Annotated in this window: 10 protein-coding genes; 9 read left to right on the top strand and 1 reads right to left on the bottom strand. The window is 42.3% G+C overall.

The window, feature by feature from the left end; genetic code table 11:
• Positions 1-237 precede the first annotated feature (237 nt).
• The 4 genes from ACE1EF_RS16920 (at position 238) to ACE1EF_RS16905 (ending at position 8,131) form a co-directional block, all read left to right on the top strand.
• A complete protein-coding gene (locus ACE1EF_RS16920; RefSeq protein ID WP_375721877.1) occupies positions 238-2,280 on the top strand; it encodes a M13 family metallopeptidase in 2,043 nt (680 codons plus the stop codon).
• A 495-nt stretch (positions 2,281-2,775) separates the two neighbouring features.
• Positions 2,776-4,299, top strand: a complete 1,524-nt coding sequence (treF, locus tag ACE1EF_RS16915; RefSeq protein WP_375721876.1) for an alpha,alpha-trehalase TreF — start codon at positions 2,776-2,778, stop codon at positions 4,297-4,299.
• 212 nt (positions 4,300-4,511) lie between these two features.
• Entirely contained in the window at positions 4,512-5,978 is a 1,467-nt protein-coding gene (locus ACE1EF_RS16910; RefSeq protein WP_375721875.1) for an alpha-amylase family glycosyl hydrolase, read from the top strand.
• Between the two features lie 11 nt (positions 5,979-5,989).
• Positions 5,990-8,131, top strand: coding sequence for a TIM-barrel domain-containing protein (locus ACE1EF_RS16905; RefSeq protein ID WP_375721874.1), 2,142 nt, complete (start codon positions 5,990-5,992; stop codon positions 8,129-8,131).
• Between the two features lie 1,256 nt (positions 8,132-9,387).
• Here ACE1EF_RS16905 and ACE1EF_RS16900 read toward each other — a convergent pair.
• On the bottom strand, positions 9,388-9,723 hold the full coding sequence (locus ACE1EF_RS16900; RefSeq protein ID WP_375721873.1) for an antibiotic biosynthesis monooxygenase: 336 nt from the start codon (positions 9,721-9,723) through the stop codon (positions 9,388-9,390).
• A gap of 130 nt (positions 9,724-9,853) precedes the next feature.
• Between ACE1EF_RS16900 and ACE1EF_RS16895 the strand changes: the two genes are divergently transcribed.
• The 5 genes from ACE1EF_RS16895 (at position 9,854) to ACE1EF_RS16875 (ending at position 15,485) form a co-directional block, all read left to right on the top strand.
• A complete protein-coding gene (locus tag ACE1EF_RS16895; RefSeq protein ID WP_375721872.1) occupies positions 9,854-10,456 on the top strand; it encodes a MarR family winged helix-turn-helix transcriptional regulator in 603 nt (200 codons plus the stop codon).
• 2 nt (positions 10,457-10,458) lie between these two features.
• The gene (locus ACE1EF_RS16890; RefSeq protein WP_375721871.1) at positions 10,459-11,295 is read left to right on the top strand and encodes an SDR family oxidoreductase; all 837 of its coding nucleotides are present in this window, start codon (positions 10,459-10,461) and stop codon (positions 11,293-11,295) included.
• Between the two features lie 517 nt (positions 11,296-11,812).
• Positions 11,813-12,556 (top strand): hypothetical protein, encoded by a 744-nt coding sequence (locus ACE1EF_RS16885; protein WP_375721870.1) that lies wholly within the window; start codon positions 11,813-11,815, stop codon positions 12,554-12,556.
• Positions 12,557-13,078: 522 nt separating this feature from the next.
• The gene (locus ACE1EF_RS16880) at positions 13,079-14,584 is read left to right on the top strand and encodes a TlpA family protein disulfide reductase (RefSeq protein ID WP_375721869.1); all 1,506 of its coding nucleotides are present in this window, start codon (positions 13,079-13,081) and stop codon (positions 14,582-14,584) included.
• Between the two features lie 481 nt (positions 14,585-15,065).
• Complete coding sequence (locus ACE1EF_RS16875) at positions 15,066-15,485, top strand: VOC family protein (RefSeq protein WP_375721868.1); 420 nt, start codon at positions 15,066-15,068, stop codon at positions 15,483-15,485.
• The last annotated feature ends 318 nt before the right edge of the window (positions 15,486-15,803 follow it).

Raw genomic sequence — 15,803 nt, 5'->3', positions numbered from 1 at the left:
GTTATTGACGCTGCTAAGTTTTTCAGACCGACCAAATATGGTGGATCTTCCCGCCATTAACGTACAAAAAATGAAACAGCTAATGGGCAATTCCCAGAATAAAACTTAGAATGATCCGGATCTAAAGCCTTATGTAGCTTCCGTTTACTGTTTTTAACTTCTGTGAGAAAGTTCCACAAACAAAAAGTATTATTTTTGTTCCCTTTGAATTGAAAAACAACCAAACACACAAAGATAATGAAACATAAGTTATTCACGACAGGCATCCTGACAGCCCTTATTGTGGGTGGATGCCAAAACGGAGGTGATAAAAACATGGGTGAAAAACCACACTTTACTGAGGAGGATATGGATTTGTCCTACACTCCGGGTCAGAATTTTTACATGTACACCAACGGCGGCTGGATGGCCAACAATCCTTTACCGGATGACAAAAGCCGCTACGGTGCATTCGACATGCTGGCCGAAGAAAACAGGGAACGGGTTAAAGGTATCATTGAAGGTGCTGCTAAAGAGCAGGCCAAAGAAGGTACCATCGCACAACAGATTGGCGACTTTTTTGCATCGGGGATGGATACTGCAGCCATTGAAGCAGCAGGATTAAAACCGGTTCAGCCTTACCTTGATATGATTCAGAACATCAGCAGCAAAGATGATCTGGTTAATGCGATCGGAAAATTGCAGGAACTTCAGATCTATCCGCTGTTTTATTTTTACGGCAGTCCGGATTCTAAAAACAGTGACATGATGATCGCCGAAATAAGTCAGCACGGACTGGGAATGCCGGATCGTGACTATTATACCGATAAAGGAGAACACGCTGATAAAATCCGCGCAGCATATAAAAACTATATCCGTGAAATCTGGATGCTGAATGGCAGCAGCGAAAAGGGTGCTGAACAAAAGGCAGATGAGATTTTCGCACTGGAAAACAAACTGGCAGAGATCAGTAATACCAGGCTGCAGAACCGTGATCCGCAGGCAACCTATAACAAAGTGGATTATGCCGGATTAAAAGCCGAATATCCCGCCATGGAATGGGATAATCTTTTCACAGCAATGGGTGTGGCTGAACCCAAAGAAATCAATGTGTCGCAGCCTCACTACCTGACAGAGATGAGTAAAATGCTGGGATCTGAACCACTGAACACATGGAAGGACTACCTGACCCTTCATTTCCTCAGAAACATTTCCAGGTATCTGCCGAAAGCCTATGTTGATGCCAGCTTTGAATTCTACGGTAAAACATTGTCCGGTATGCCGGAACAGGAACCACGCTGGAAACGTGTTTCGGGTGCCACAAGTGGCGCACTGGGTGAAGCTATCGGTCAGCTTTTTGTAGCACAGTACTTCCCGCCGGAAGCCAAAAAACGCATGGAAAAACTGGTTGAAAACCTGCGCATAGCCTTTGGGGAACGTATCGATCAGCTGGACTGGATGAGTGACAGCACAAAGGCTGCAGCAAAGGATAAGCTGGCTGCGATCCACGTAAAAATCGGTTATCCCAATAAATGGCGAGATTACTCCGGCCTTAAGGTCACTAAAGACAGTTATGTGGAGAATGCCATCCGTTCCAATGAGCTGGATTTTAAATATACGGCTGATAAAATTGGCAAGCCGGTTGACAAAGACGAATGGCACATGACACCGCAAACAGTGAATGCGTACTATAATCCGTCGGCGAATGAGATTGTATTTCCTGCAGCTATTCTGCAGCCACCGTTCTTCTACCTGAATGGTGACGATGCTGTAAATTACGGAGCCATCGGTGTGGTGATCGGGCATGAAATGACGCATGGTTTCGATGATCAGGGACGTCAGTTTGACAAAGCAGGCAACCTGAATGACTGGTGGCAGCCAGCCGATGCTGAAAAATTTGCAAAGCGGACAAAAGTTCTGGCAGAGCGTTACGACTCATTTATTGTTCAGGATACCATTCATGCCAATGGTGAGCTGACTATGGGTGAAAACATTGCCGATCTGGGTGGTTTGAATATTGCATTCCAGGCTTTTGAAAATACACTGAAAGGCAAAGCAGAACCGGAAGCAATTGATGGTTTCACAGCCGAACAACGGTTTTTTCTTTCCTATGCCAGAATATGGGCACAAAACATCAGGGAAGCTGAAAAACTCAGAAGGGTAAAAACAGATGTACACTCACTGGGTGAACACAGGGTTAACGGTCCGTTGCCAAACCTTCAGGCTTTTGTTAATGCATTTAATATTCAGGAGGCAGATTCCATGTATATTCCTTTGAATATGCGGGCAAAAATCTGGTAAAACTTCATGATCCTAAAATATAAAGCCGGCTTATGCCGGCTTTATTGTTTGACAGGTGATCTACTGCCCCTTCAGGGCATCGGGTTTACATTATGCTTTAATCAAAGGGCATTGCCCTTTGTTAATGCTATAAGTCCTTTGGACTTAAATAAATGGATTAGTGAAACATCCCTAACTAACAAAATCCAGTTTTAAATATAACCCCAACGGCGTTATCGCATTAACTCAGGGTGAATACATGAGATAATTATGCGTCTAAAGATCCTTTGCCCTGAATGGGCAAAAGCCCTGGCACATTTTCAGAAAACGTTTGCGGAAACGATTCCAATGGTTTTTAACGCATTTTCATCCTTATTCCTGTGATTTCCCCGTAAAGAACCATAGTTTTGTCTTATTCAGGGTTCCTCATGTTCGGTATAATTTCATAAATTTGATAGTTTCCGAACACCCCAAAAAAACAACAGTTTAACTAAAGATATCATCCGTTAAACATCTATGAACGGCAAAGGATTAACCATAACACTCATAATCTTTGTGACCTTGCTAACTGCATGGCCGGTAAGCAGTCAGGTTGATCCTGTTCAGAAATATGGTGAGCTGTTTAAAGCGGTTCAGACCCAACAGATTTTTCACGACCAGAAACGCTTTGCCGATTGCCCCGCTAAAACGGATCCTGATTCTATACTGATCCTCTACCACAATCAAAAAGATCAACCCGGATTCAATCTGAGGCATTTTGTGGGCACGTATTTCGATACCATTCAGGCCGATACAGCAGCCATGATCCGGCACATCACCATGCTGTGGAATACGTTGACGAGACAGCCGGAAGTACAAAACCCGAATTCATCGCGTATTGCGTTACCGGAACCGTATGTGGTCCCCGGAGGCCGGTTCACCGAGATGTATTACTGGGACAGTTATTTTACCATGCTGGGCCTGCAGGTCAGTGGAAGAAGCGACCTGATGGAGCACATGATCAGTGATTTCGCATGGCTCATTGATACATACGGACATATTCCCAACGGAAACCGGACCTACTACCTGAGCCGGTCGCAGCCGCCTTTTTTTTCACTGATGGTGGAACTGCTGGCTGAAACCAAACACGATTCAACCATACTTATCCGGTTTCTGCCCGAGATAGAAAAAGAATATGCGTACTGGATGTCGGGCAATAAAATCGTGAAATATAAGCGCGGCAAGATTCTTAACCGCTATTATGACGAATTAAACACACCACGCCCGGAATCATATCTGCATGATGTGAAAACATTCGAAGCATCAGGTCGCGATTCATCCATCTTCAGAGACATCCGTTCGGCTGCGGAATCAGGATGGGACTTCTCCACACGCTGGTTCAGCGACGGGGAACATCTGGAACAGATCATCACCACACAATACCTTCCGGTAGATCTTAACTGCCTGATCTATCACATGGAAATGACCTTATCAAAGGCATACAGGCTAAAAAACACTGACGGGAAATCTGAAGCATATGCAGCACTGGCAGAACAACGGAAGGCATTAATTCAGAAGGTATTCTGGAATAAGCAAAAGGCGTATTTTTTTGATTATAACGTTAAAGAAAACCTATTGTCAGAACAGGAAACCCTGGCTGGATTATTCCCTTTGTTCTTTAATATTGCCACACCGGAGCAGGCGCAGGGCGCTGCAGACTATATCCGGAATGCATTTCTGCTAAACGGAGGACTTGTCACTACACTAACAGAACATCCGGGACAACAATGGGATTATCCCAACGGCTGGGCACCATTGCAATGGATTGGCTATGTAGCCATGAAAAATTACGGATACAATACGCTGGCACAAGCAATCGCAGAAAGATGGCTCAGCCTGAATATGAAGGTGTACTTTGAAACCGGAAAAATGACGGAAAAGTATAACGTCGTAAATACGGAACTTCCCGGAGGTGGTGGAGAATACAACAACCAGGACGGCTTCGGCTGGACAAACGGGGTATTTCTGAAGATGAGAGAAGAGATAAAGAGTAATAAGTAGTTAGTGGTAAGTAGTTAGTGGTAAGTAAGAAGTAGATAGAGTTGTTTAATAACCGGCGCTAACCCTTAAATTCCCTGAAGGGATCGCCAGCCAATGCGGGAAGGATTTTCCCCTTTAGGGGTTAGGGGTGTAGCGAAACAGATGACAACTGATTTTTGACTGAGAAATAATAAAATAAAACTGAAATTAACAATCAAATACGTATATTGAAAATGAACAAAAATCTTAAACTCCTCAGTCTGTTACTTATCATCCTGTTGACGGGAGCCTGTAACGGAGCCAAACAAAGTCAGGATCAAAGCACATGGGAGAAACCCCGCGTTCCTGAATGGCATAAAAACGCCACCATTTACGAGGTCAATATGAGGCAATACACGCCAGAAGGAACCTTTAATGCCTTTATGGCTCACCTGCCTCGATTGAAAGAAATGGGTGTGGACATCCTCTGGCTTATGCCGATCCATCCTGTAAGCAAAAAGAACCGGAAAGGAGAATTGGGCAGTCCGTATGCCGTTGGCGATTACTACAAAGTCAATCCGCGTTTTGGCACCATGGACGATTTCAAAACCATGCTCGACTCCATTCACGCGCTGGGCATGCACTGCATCATCGACTGGGTACCGAACCATACCGGATGGGATAACCCCTGGATTACAGAACATCCCGACTGGTACACCAAGGACTCATTAGGAAATATCACCGATCCTATTGATTACAATACCGGGAAATCGTGGGGCTGGACCGACGTAGCTGACCTGAACTACGATAATCCGGATATGCGGATTGGCATGATCGATGCCATGAAATTCTGGATCACAGACATTGGCATTGACGGCTTCAGGGTAGATGTGGCACATGGTGTTCCGGTGGATTTCTGGGAACAGTGTACCGATTCATTATATGCTATTGAACCGGTCTTTATGCTGGCCGAAGCTGAGGTGCCTGAGTTACTGAATGATGGATCATTTGTGATGGATTATGCCTGGGAAATGCATCACCTGTTGAATGACATCGCCAGATATCAGGGTGCCAACCGCAGCGATGCAGCCAAATTGGTGCAGGGTAACCTTGTGGAAGGATCAGCACAGAAAGCTGAAAAGAAGACAGCTATTGATATCGATTCATTGCTGGCCAAAAAAGCGCGCCAATATCACAAAGGCTACCATATGCAGTTCACCTCTAACCACGATGAAAATGCATGGGCCGGAACCGAATTTGAACGCATGGGCAACGGGCACCTGGCATTCGCCGTACTGACTGCCACCTTTAACGGAATGCCGCTGGTTTACACCGGACAGGAGTCAGCCATGGACAAACAGCTGGCCTTTTTCTCCAAAGACACCGTGCCCTGGGATCATTATAAATATGCAGGATTTTACAAAAAGCTGTTTGATCTGAAACACCGAAATCAGGCTCTGTGGAATGGTAAAACCGGCGGCAAACTGGTCAAAATTCCAACCGGCAACGATGAAAATATTTACGCCTTTATCAGGGAGAAAAACGGTGATAAAGTAGTAGTCATTATCAATCTGTCATCGAAACCTCAAAAGGGAACACTTCAGGGTAACGGTTTTGAAGGAACGTACACCGATATCTTTAACAACATCAGTCTCTCGCTGTCCGAAGACATGAAACTTGACCTTAAACCATGGGATTACCTGGTTTACAGCAATAATTAAAAAATAATCAGATGCAAAAAAACAGCCTCATAAAACTGCTGGTTTCAGGTCTGATCCTGATCACAGCAAGTAGTTCAGCTCAATACAGAACCGGGCTTATCGACGATGATATTGCCGTATTTTATCCTGAGGATTTCGATCCGGAAGAGAACCTGCCATCGTTTGCTTTGGTTGAAGAACCGGAGATGCAGGGCGAACTCCCGTCCGACTGGGACATGACTGTAGCTTTCAGTGAAGCCTTTGGCAAGTCTATGGCTGAAGTAAAAATTCCTGTCAATACCGACCTGTATGCTACCGGCGAACAGACCGGGAACCTGGTGCGTAACGGCACAACGCGCCGCATGTGGAACACCGATAACTTTACCTATGCCCGTGATAACGGCATCAGGCTCTACCAGTCACACCCATGGGTTTTGGGTATCAACGAAGACGGATCTGCCTTTGGGGTGCTCGCAGATAATACCTGGCAGATGGAGCTGTCGCTGGGGAAAGAGATTCTTTTTTCTTCCGCAGGTCCTGCCTATCGCGTATTTGTCATAAAAGGCAGGTCGCCACAGGACGTGATGCATAAACTGGCAGGCCTGATTGGCACCATTGAGATGCCTCCACTGTGGAGCCTTGGCTATCAGCAATGCCGCTGGTCCTATTTCCCTGATACACGGGTAAAGGAAATTGCCGATACCTTTCGGCTCAAACAGATTCCGTGCGACGTGATCTGGATGGACATTCATTACATGGATGCCTATAAAATATTCACCTTCTCACCGGAACGGTTTCCGAATCCGCAGGAGACCAACAGTTATCTTCATAATAAAGGTTTTAAATCCGTATGGATGATCGATCCTGGCGTAGCAAAGCAGGAAGGATACAGTGTATACGATTCCGGCACGGAAAAAGATGTCTGGGTCAAAACCAAAGACAACAAAGATTATGTAGGCGATGTATGGCCCGGGCCATGCGTCTTCCCTGATTTTACGCAGGGTAAGGTACAGCAGTGGTGGTCAGCACTGTATAAAGACTATATGGCGACCGGTATCGATGGTGTATGGAATGACATGAATGAACCGGCAGTCTTTAACGGACCTGACTGGACCATGCCGGTGGATAACGTTCACAAAGGCGATGAAAATCTGCCTGAAGATGTGCATCTGCGCTACCATAACGTGTATGGCATGATGATGGTAAAAGCATCACGGGAAGGCATTGAGGCAGCTAATCCTGAGAAAAGGCCGTTTATCCTGACACGATCCAATTTTATTGGGGGACAACGCTACGCTGCTACCTGGACCGGCGACAATGCAGCCCGCTGGGATCATCTGAAAATGTCCATTCCCATGAGCATCAACCTGGGTTTATCCGGACAGCCTTTTAACGGACCCGATATTGGTGGTTTTGCAGAAAATGCCACACCTGAATTATGGGGACACTGGATCGCCGTCGGTGCATTTTATCCCTTCTCAAGAGCACATACCGAGGTCAGCACACGAAGCCAGGAACCCTGGGCTTTTGGCCCTGAGGTTGAAGATGCTGCCCGCACGGCCATAGAACGGCGTTACCGCTTATTGCCTTATCTGTATACGCTGTTTCACCAGGCATCAGAAAACGGCATGCCGGTCATGCGTCCTGTATTTTTTGCCGATCCGGCCGACAAAAACCTGCGCAATGAGCAGCAGGCATTTATGCTTGGATCCGATCTTTTGATTGTGCCCAAATGGGCTGATCATCCGAAGCTTCCGGGTGGCATCTGGAAAACCATTTCTCTGGTTGGCGAAGATTCTGAAACAGACATTTATCAGCCCGATGTGAAACTACGCGGCGGTGCTATTCTGCCACTGGGACAGGTGGTGCAATCTACAGCTTACTTTTCCAACGACTCCGTTACTTTGTATGTGTGCCCTGATGATAATATGACGGCTACCGGTCGTCTTTACAGCGACACCGGTGACGGATACGGCTACCGGAAAGGGGAATTTGCCTGCGATGTATTTGAGGCCAGCGCAAGTGTTCCCGGAATGTTAACGGTAAACATAACCCGCCAGAAAGGTGATATGAAATTTAAAAAACGGTTATTCCGGGTAGGTGTGATCACAGATCATGGCATGGTGTACTCTGACTGGAGTAGGAAGAATTCCATTGATGTAAAAATAAACTAAGTCATTTTTATAAATACATATTAAAATCTTAACTGGTGCGGATGAATATCCGCACCTATTTACCCTTGCTTTTATTGAAGCAGAGGGTTATCCTGAAAATAACAGGCCGGAACTCTGGTCCGGGGTGAGTCAAATAAAACTTCATGACCCTCCCTGGTATTTTTCAAACCTGCAAGTTTTGTATTTATTGCCCTCCCTAATCCCGATTTTTAATCGGCCCCGGGGAGGGTGCTACGACAAGTGGTTTTCATTAGGGCGCGGGAAATATTTTGCCTGAATGGCAAAAAGCAATTCAGCCCATGGCGAAGCCTTGGGTTGAAAAGTCATGTAAATCCGAAGCCGCGCACAGCAGTTGAAAAATTGATGAACGTTTTTGTCGGCTTTTTGTAGAATGTTGAAAATAGTATTTCATGACCCTCCCTAAACCCAATCTGCAATCGGCCCCAGGGAAGGTGCCTTGACAAGTGGTTTTGTTGGGACGCGATTGTATCAAATTTACTGGTCCAAACTGTCCCTCTTTGTCACGAAATGCAGTGGAGTGATAGAGAGGGTTATCCTGAAAATAACAGGCCGGAACTCTGGTCCGGGGTGAGTCAAATAAAATTTCATGACCCTCCCTGGTATTTTTCAAACCTGCAAGTTTTGTATTTATTGCCTTCCCTAATCCCGATTTTTAATCGGCCCCGGGGAGGGTGCTTTGACAAGTGGTTTTCATTGGGACGCGGGAAATATTTTGCCTGAATGGCAAAAAGCAATTCAGCCCATGGCGAAGCCTTGGGTTTAAAAGTCATGTGAATCCGAAGCCGCGCACAGCAGTTGAAAAATTGATGAACGTTTTTGTCGGCTTTTTGTAGAATGTTGAAAATAGTATCTCATGACCCTCTCTAAACCCAATCTGCAATCGGCCCCGGGGAAGGTGCCTTGACAAGTGGTTTTCATTGGGACGCGGGAAATATGTTGCCTGAATGGCAAAAAGCAATTCAACCCATGGCGAAGCCTTGGGTTTAAAAGTCATGTAAATCCGAAGCCGCGCACAGCAGTTGAAAAATTGATGAACGTTTTTGTCGGCTTTTTGTAGAATGTTGAAAATAGTATTTCATGACCCTCCCTAAACCCAATCTGCAATCGGCCCCAGGGAAGGTGAACTGAAACCTGTTTTATTGAAAGATCTTTGGAGCATGTTAACGGCAGCTGGTGATAAGAAACAACAGAAGCTGAAAGATAAAAATGACTTCTACCTTTCAGCTCTATGAAATTTAATCGTGGGATTCTACATGCCAGGCCTGCTCAACAGAATAGAGATTAGCCTTAATATCTGTTGTCCAACTTTTAACTTTTTCTGACAAACCTGATTTCATAATTTTCTCAGCATGTTCACTTCTCATAAAATCAGTAAACTTTTCACGACTTGTCCATAATGTAATGCCCGTGATCGATCCATGTTTTTGTTCAGGCTTCAATGTTAAGCTCATTAATGCCCCATCCTGTTCTTTTATCATTTCCGAAGTTTCTTTTAAGATGTTTAATACTTCTTCGAAATGCTCATCTTTCGGAAAATAATTCTCTGTAACTAAATACGGTTTTGTATTCATATTATTCAAATCTTAAGTTTATATACATTTATTACTATGTTTTCGATACAAATATATGATTTTTATTTCATTTACATAATTTTTTAGCAAATACATTGTATGTTTTTGAAGTATTTTGTATTTTTGGACTATGAATTATTCTTTACACATTATTGCAGAGCTAATTGAACATCTAATACGTTTTGAAAAGGAAACGGGTAAAGAACCGAAGGATGTCAAAGAATTTACAATCTGGTTAACTCAATTTGTTTTTGAACAACACCATTCCCTGGAATCAGGTCATGATAAAGATGATATTGACATGGAGATGACTTTTCTTTTAATAATGCAAAGCAAGCATTATAAAACGTACTGCAAAGAAGCTTTAATAAGCACAGATATCAACTCTCCCGATGAATACAGCTTTTTATATCACCTGAGCCTGGTTGACAGTTTCAGGAAAATGGAATTGATTCACATTCACTTATTAGAAGCTCCTTCAGGAATAGAGGTCATCAAAAGGCTTTTAAAAAAGAACTTTATCGAGGAATTTGACGACGAAGAGGACAAAAGAGCCAAACGTGTAAGAATAACCGAAAAAGGCAGAAAAGAAACAGATAAGTTAACACCAAAAATGAAAGACGTTTATTCTAAAATGACAGCAAAAATGTCATTAAAAGAAAAAATTCATATCATTTCATTTTTACGTAGACTAAACGATTACCATCTGGCGTCAACAGAAAAGAAAAAATAGATATGGAACATAAGATTTGTTTAATTACAGGATGTAATTCAGGTATTGGAAAGGTTACAGCAATTGAACTTGCCAGGAAAGGATATGAAATTATCATGCTGGTTCGAGACAGTGAAAAATCAAGAATTGCATTTAAGGAAATAAAAAATGAATCGGGTGGAAAAATTATACTGAAATATACGGATTTAGCATCATTCGATTCAATCAAAAAAGTTTCTGAGGACATAAAATCAACGTATAACAAAATCGATATTCTAATAAATAACGCAGGAATTTTTAAACGAAAATTTGAAAAATCGGCTGATTCATTTGAAATGACCTTAGCAGTAAATTACTTTGCGACATTTGCCCTGACTGTATTTATGATTCCATTGTTAAAAAAGAGCAGCCAGGCACGGATAATAAACCTGACATCAGAATTATATAAAAGAGGGCAGGTTAACCTGTCCAATGACTTTGCAATGGAAAAATTTGTTGGAAACAAAGCTTATGCAAACTCAAAACTGCTTGTTGTCTATTTCACGAAAGAACTTGCAAAGCGATTAGCATCTGAAAACATAACGGTTAATTGTGTTCATCCGGGAGTTGTTGGAACTGATGTTTTTAGAGAGTACCCGAATTGGATTGCCAGATTATTGAGTTTAATGATTTCCAAACCGAAAGAAGGAGCAAAACCATCTGTTTATCTTGCAAGCTCCGGTGATTTAGAGAAAATAACCGGAAAATACTTCTATAAGGATAAGCTGAAACCAACGGATGAAATCGCGAATGATGCAGATCTATCCGAAAAAATATGGAAAAAAACAGAAGAATTGACAGGGATAAAATACGCTGAATAACACACAGCAACAGGTATAAAAATAAAGGTGGGAATAACAAAAACTCAAAGATGCCTGCCCGCTTCAACCTCTCTGCAACCTGACAGAAAAGTGCCACAGTGTCGGCAACTGTTTCTGAGCTAACCGTTACGTTCAGATAAAGATTGGTTTTGGTCTCTTCAGATGGAGCCCCGTTTCACTATGGGAAACTCGGGATTTAACGAAACATGCTGGTTGTAAAGATACGTAAGCAATCCTTATTGGCCCGGGCTTAGATACGAAATAACGTTTACGCCATTGTTGATTGTGAAGCGACAAACACATGAATTAATACGATAAGGAATTCAGAAAAAATCGTAAAAAAACATCTGATATTGCCGGTGTAAGGTTCAACCCAAACATTAAACCCTTAGTTTTCATTTTTTAATCTAACGGCAACAATAATTATGGTGATTTTTTTTTCTTTAAATTTACACTCAATAATTTCAAATAGTAAATTTGAAGAATTACTTTATTCAATAATTAAAAATCAACGATTATGAAAAAAACTTTACTTCTTAGTACTGTATTGATTGTTTGTGCAGTTTTTACAACAAATGCGCAAAAAATCTGGAATTTCACAAAATGGAGCCAGGCAACCATAGATAATTGTGCGGCTGATCCGACAACCTGGGAAAATGTAAGTGAAACACGTTTTCAAAATGCCATTGTTATTGATGCTGAAACGCCTTTAACTGCAAATGGTGTTGAGATTGAGGAACTGAAAGGTCTAACTTTTGGGAACCTGAATGCCACCAAGTTTAGAATTGATCATCCGGTTGAAGATACAATCCCGGGGCGTTTTATCCTAAACGGAAGCGGACTATCGATAAATGTCCCCGATTGTAAAGCCGGAGATGTGATCAGGTTACTTGCTGTTTCAGCTAATTCCTCCCAGGAACGTGGATTTACTGCTACGAATGCAACAAGAATTGGTGGTTTGGAAATCGCAATTGAATTAAATGAAAGTGTTTTTACTGTTGATGCTGACGGAACCGTTGTCTTTACAACAACCGGCGGTATGCAGGTTCGGTATCTAACGATCAACGCGGAAATCCCTACTGCTGTTAAAACAATTAGTCCTTCAAATTCAGAAGTTGTCCAAAGTGCTTTTTATAATTTGAACGGGCAGTATATCGCAGATGATTTTGAATCGCTTCCAGGAGGAATTTATATTAAGAAAACCTTATTTGCTGACGGAACATTTAAAGCAATAAAAATTGCGAAGAATCAAACCCATTAATGGGTTTGATTCCTGCATTTTAGCGGGTAAAGAATAATTTAAGGTGCTATTGAAGTTCAGCACTGCGATACAGAGCATATAATAAATTACCCATTCCTAAATCGAATGAAAAGATGTTCGTTTGAACAAAAACAGCTCCTGTTAAGTAATCTGTGCTGCTTGTAAACTATTTACCCATCCTGTTAACTTCCTGAATCTCCCGGGAAGGTTTTCAGGGCTTCCAGCCAGAATTATGATGTTTCCAGCGGTTGGAATAGGTCTCCTGCCCAACAGGAAGGGGATTTAACCGGGCAACATCAATCAGGCTTTAACAATCGTCACGCATCACCTGTAAGCTGCGACTTTAAATGAAGAAAAGCAGGACCAAAATAAACGTACATATACAATTAAAGCTACAGGATTTTTATTATTTTTAATGCTGTAACTGAAAAGCCCCTTTTGCACCAAGCAAACACTCTGACTAAAACCCAACTTTAAAACTGATGAGTCTTGCAGTAATAATTTTACCAAAACGAATAAAATATGAAAACCATTATCCCTATTCTCCTTTCAGTTTTGCTTTTAGGCGCCTGTGCACAACACAAAAGCAACGAAACAAAAAAAGCCATTATTACAGGGCAGGTATCAAACTTTGAAACGGTTTCAGAACATGACGTGATTCAGCTTGTCTACGAAGATATTCTTGCCGGCCAGATCATCCTTCCGGATTATCCGGATAAAAACGGCCGCTTCAGATTTGAGCTGGAGCTGGACTACCCCACCGAATTCTATTTAAAGTACAGCGGTCTTCTGACCTTTTATATTTCACCCGGCGATAGCCTACATTTTGACATTGATGGCGCTTGCTGGAATAAAAAAACAAACACAACGGCAGAAGAATACGCCTTTTATTCCGTTTCCGGCACGGCTGAAAAAATGAATCAGGACATAACGGCTTATGTGGTTTATTATAGCGATTCCTTACAAGACCGGAAGGAGCAGGATAGCATGATCCGGAATGCTTCTCCCGAAGAGTACAAACGATACGAGGAAAAGGTTGCGGAAGAACGGATGAACAGGGCTGAAGCCTTTAACACAACGCATAATACCTGCAAACAATTTCAGGAATGGCTACCTATGAAAATAAAATTTGACAAATACGAGAACCTGATGCGTTACCGGTGGTTGCAGGCCATGCATAAGCAAAAAGACCCCAACGATTTTATAACGTCTGTGCCGGCTGAATATTTCGATTTTCTGAACGAGTGGGACAAGGATAACACAGCATACCTGGTAAGTACAAGTTTTCTGAATTTTCTTTCGGAATACGACATGTATCTTTTCCAGCTGATTCCCTCAGATTCTCTACAGCTGGTCCAGCAGTTATATGCTACAGATTTTGAAAAAAGCATGAGCATTCCCCTACGTTATTTGAAAGACGTAGAAAAAGGATTTGTTAAAGATGTCCTGCTGTCAAAGTTTTACTATCGCCTGCTCGACACTAAGAACTATGAAAATATGGGAAGCCTTTATCACCCGGAGTTTATCGACAATGCAGATTTAAAATTCCGGGTAGAAAAGAAATACAATCAGGAGAAAGCCTTATTTGAGCATCCGGAATACGCTACCGGATCAAAAATTAATACATTAAGCGACGAGAATGATTATTTAGCCAGGCTGGTGGAGAAATATCCCGACAACGTGATCTACATCGATTTTTGGGCACCCTGGTGTGGTCCGTGTATGGGTGAAATGCCAAACTCAAAAAAAATAAAGAAACAGTTTGAAGGCAAAGATGTGGTTTTTGTTTATCTCGCCAACCAGTGTACGGAATCGGCATGGAAAACAACCATCGCAGATCAAAAGATAGAGGGAGAACATTACCTGTTAAACGACAAACAGTTTGCACAGCTGGGACAGATTTTTGGCATACAAGGCATACCGCATTATGCACTTATTGATAAAAAAGGAAAGATTATAAGCTACAATGCTCCGCGTCCAGGCAGTGGCAATGAACTGGTAAAACTCATTGAGGCAAATCTTAACTAAACAGAACCGGAAAGGATTGTGTAAGGTTCTCATCTGAAACCCGATGCTTCGAAAAGCAAAATTGCAGAGTTATTAAAAGAATAAAATATACTTAAAAAAGGTGTCATAATGTATTGAAAGGATGATCCTTTGGATTTAAGGGTTCAAACCATCGCTCTTCAGAGCGAACGATTAGCGTATATCTTTCTGTGATACAATCACCCGGAAACGGCATGCCGTGATTCATGCATGCACAATGCTGCAAAATTCCCTGATTTATCGGCAGAAAAAATAAACCGGTATAAAAATCAATCATACACATCGCATCAGCAGCATACTTTCGGACATAAGATGTCAGTCGTTCTTTAGGTGTATTTTGAGTCTGTCATTACAAAACGAATGTTTTTTGTGTATCAAAACAGATAAAAGAAGCGATTTACCGTAACACTTTGGGGTCATTACCTGTTTTACATGTAAAGTGGAAATCGAAAAAACACACGATATGGCAAACAAAAAAGCAGCCGGTAAAGGAACGGATGATGTCACGCCCAAAGTTACGGGGATAGGAGGAATATTCTTTTACTCCGACGATCCGGATAAAACCAGGGAATGGTATTCCAAAAACTTAGGACTTCGTATCAATGAATATGGATCATCGGGTTTTGAATCCAGAAACATTGAACGGCCTGAAGAAATAAATTCTCTCCAGTGGATGCCGTTCAAAACCGGAGACGACTATTTTCACCCGTCCAAAAAGGAATACATGATAAACTATAAGGTTCAGAATATAGAAGGGCTTGTGAATAAACTGAAAGCAAACGGTGTGACCATTCTGGACAAAATTGTAAGCTACGATTACGGCAAATTCGTACATATTATGGATGCTGCCGGAAATAAAATTGAATTGTGGGAGCCGAAATGAAGTCAGACCGGAACAGAAATAAACGTATTTTTGAACCGGATAACACTGCCTTACGTACATCATTGTGGCGTGCCTTGCTTGTTCTGGCAGATGATTAGCCGCATATCCTTGTGGATGAAGAGGGCCTTCAGCTTATAAAACCTGACAAAGACTGGCAGGAACGTCAGGATTTGAAATTGACCGGCAGGATACCTTTACCTGAAAAAACAAAAACAAATCGAAATCTATATATACGAGGACCTGTTCTACATTCTCCCCATTAGTTTTAATGCAAAAAAAGAAAGCTTCCGGGTTCAGGAGAAGCTTTCTTGTTTCAAT

Origin of the sequence: Quyinboa sediminis (genome assembly GCF_042219855.1) — a bacterium.
Lineage (GTDB): Bacteria > Bacteroidota > Bacteroidia > Bacteroidales > UBA5342 > JBHJHP01.
The sequence above is the reverse complement of the archived record's forward strand: the minus strand, read 5'-3'. Positions and strand labels throughout refer to the sequence as shown.

Coding starts and splice junctions, on each gene's coding strand:
- ACE1EF_RS16920 (WP_375721877.1), top strand. CDS start 238: ATGAAACATAAGTTATTCACGACAGGCATCCTGACAGCCCTTATTGTG.
- treF (WP_375721876.1), top strand. CDS start 2,776: ATGAACGGCAAAGGATTAACCATAACACTCATAATCTTTGTGACCTTG.
- ACE1EF_RS16910 (WP_375721875.1), top strand. CDS start 4,512: ATGAACAAAAATCTTAAACTCCTCAGTCTGTTACTTATCATCCTGTTG.
- ACE1EF_RS16905 (WP_375721874.1), top strand. CDS start 5,990: ATGCAAAAAAACAGCCTCATAAAACTGCTGGTTTCAGGTCTGATCCTG.
- ACE1EF_RS16900 (WP_375721873.1), bottom strand. CDS start 9,723: ATGAATACAAAACCGTATTTAGTTACAGAGAATTATTTTCCGAAAGAT.
- ACE1EF_RS16895 (WP_375721872.1), top strand. CDS start 9,854: ATGAATTATTCTTTACACATTATTGCAGAGCTAATTGAACATCTAATA.
- ACE1EF_RS16890 (WP_375721871.1), top strand. CDS start 10,459: ATGGAACATAAGATTTGTTTAATTACAGGATGTAATTCAGGTATTGGA.
- ACE1EF_RS16885 (WP_375721870.1), top strand. CDS start 11,813: ATGAAAAAAACTTTACTTCTTAGTACTGTATTGATTGTTTGTGCAGTT.
- ACE1EF_RS16880 (WP_375721869.1), top strand. CDS start 13,079: ATGAAAACCATTATCCCTATTCTCCTTTCAGTTTTGCTTTTAGGCGCC.
- ACE1EF_RS16875 (WP_375721868.1), top strand. CDS start 15,066: ATGGCAAACAAAAAAGCAGCCGGTAAAGGAACGGATGATGTCACGCCC.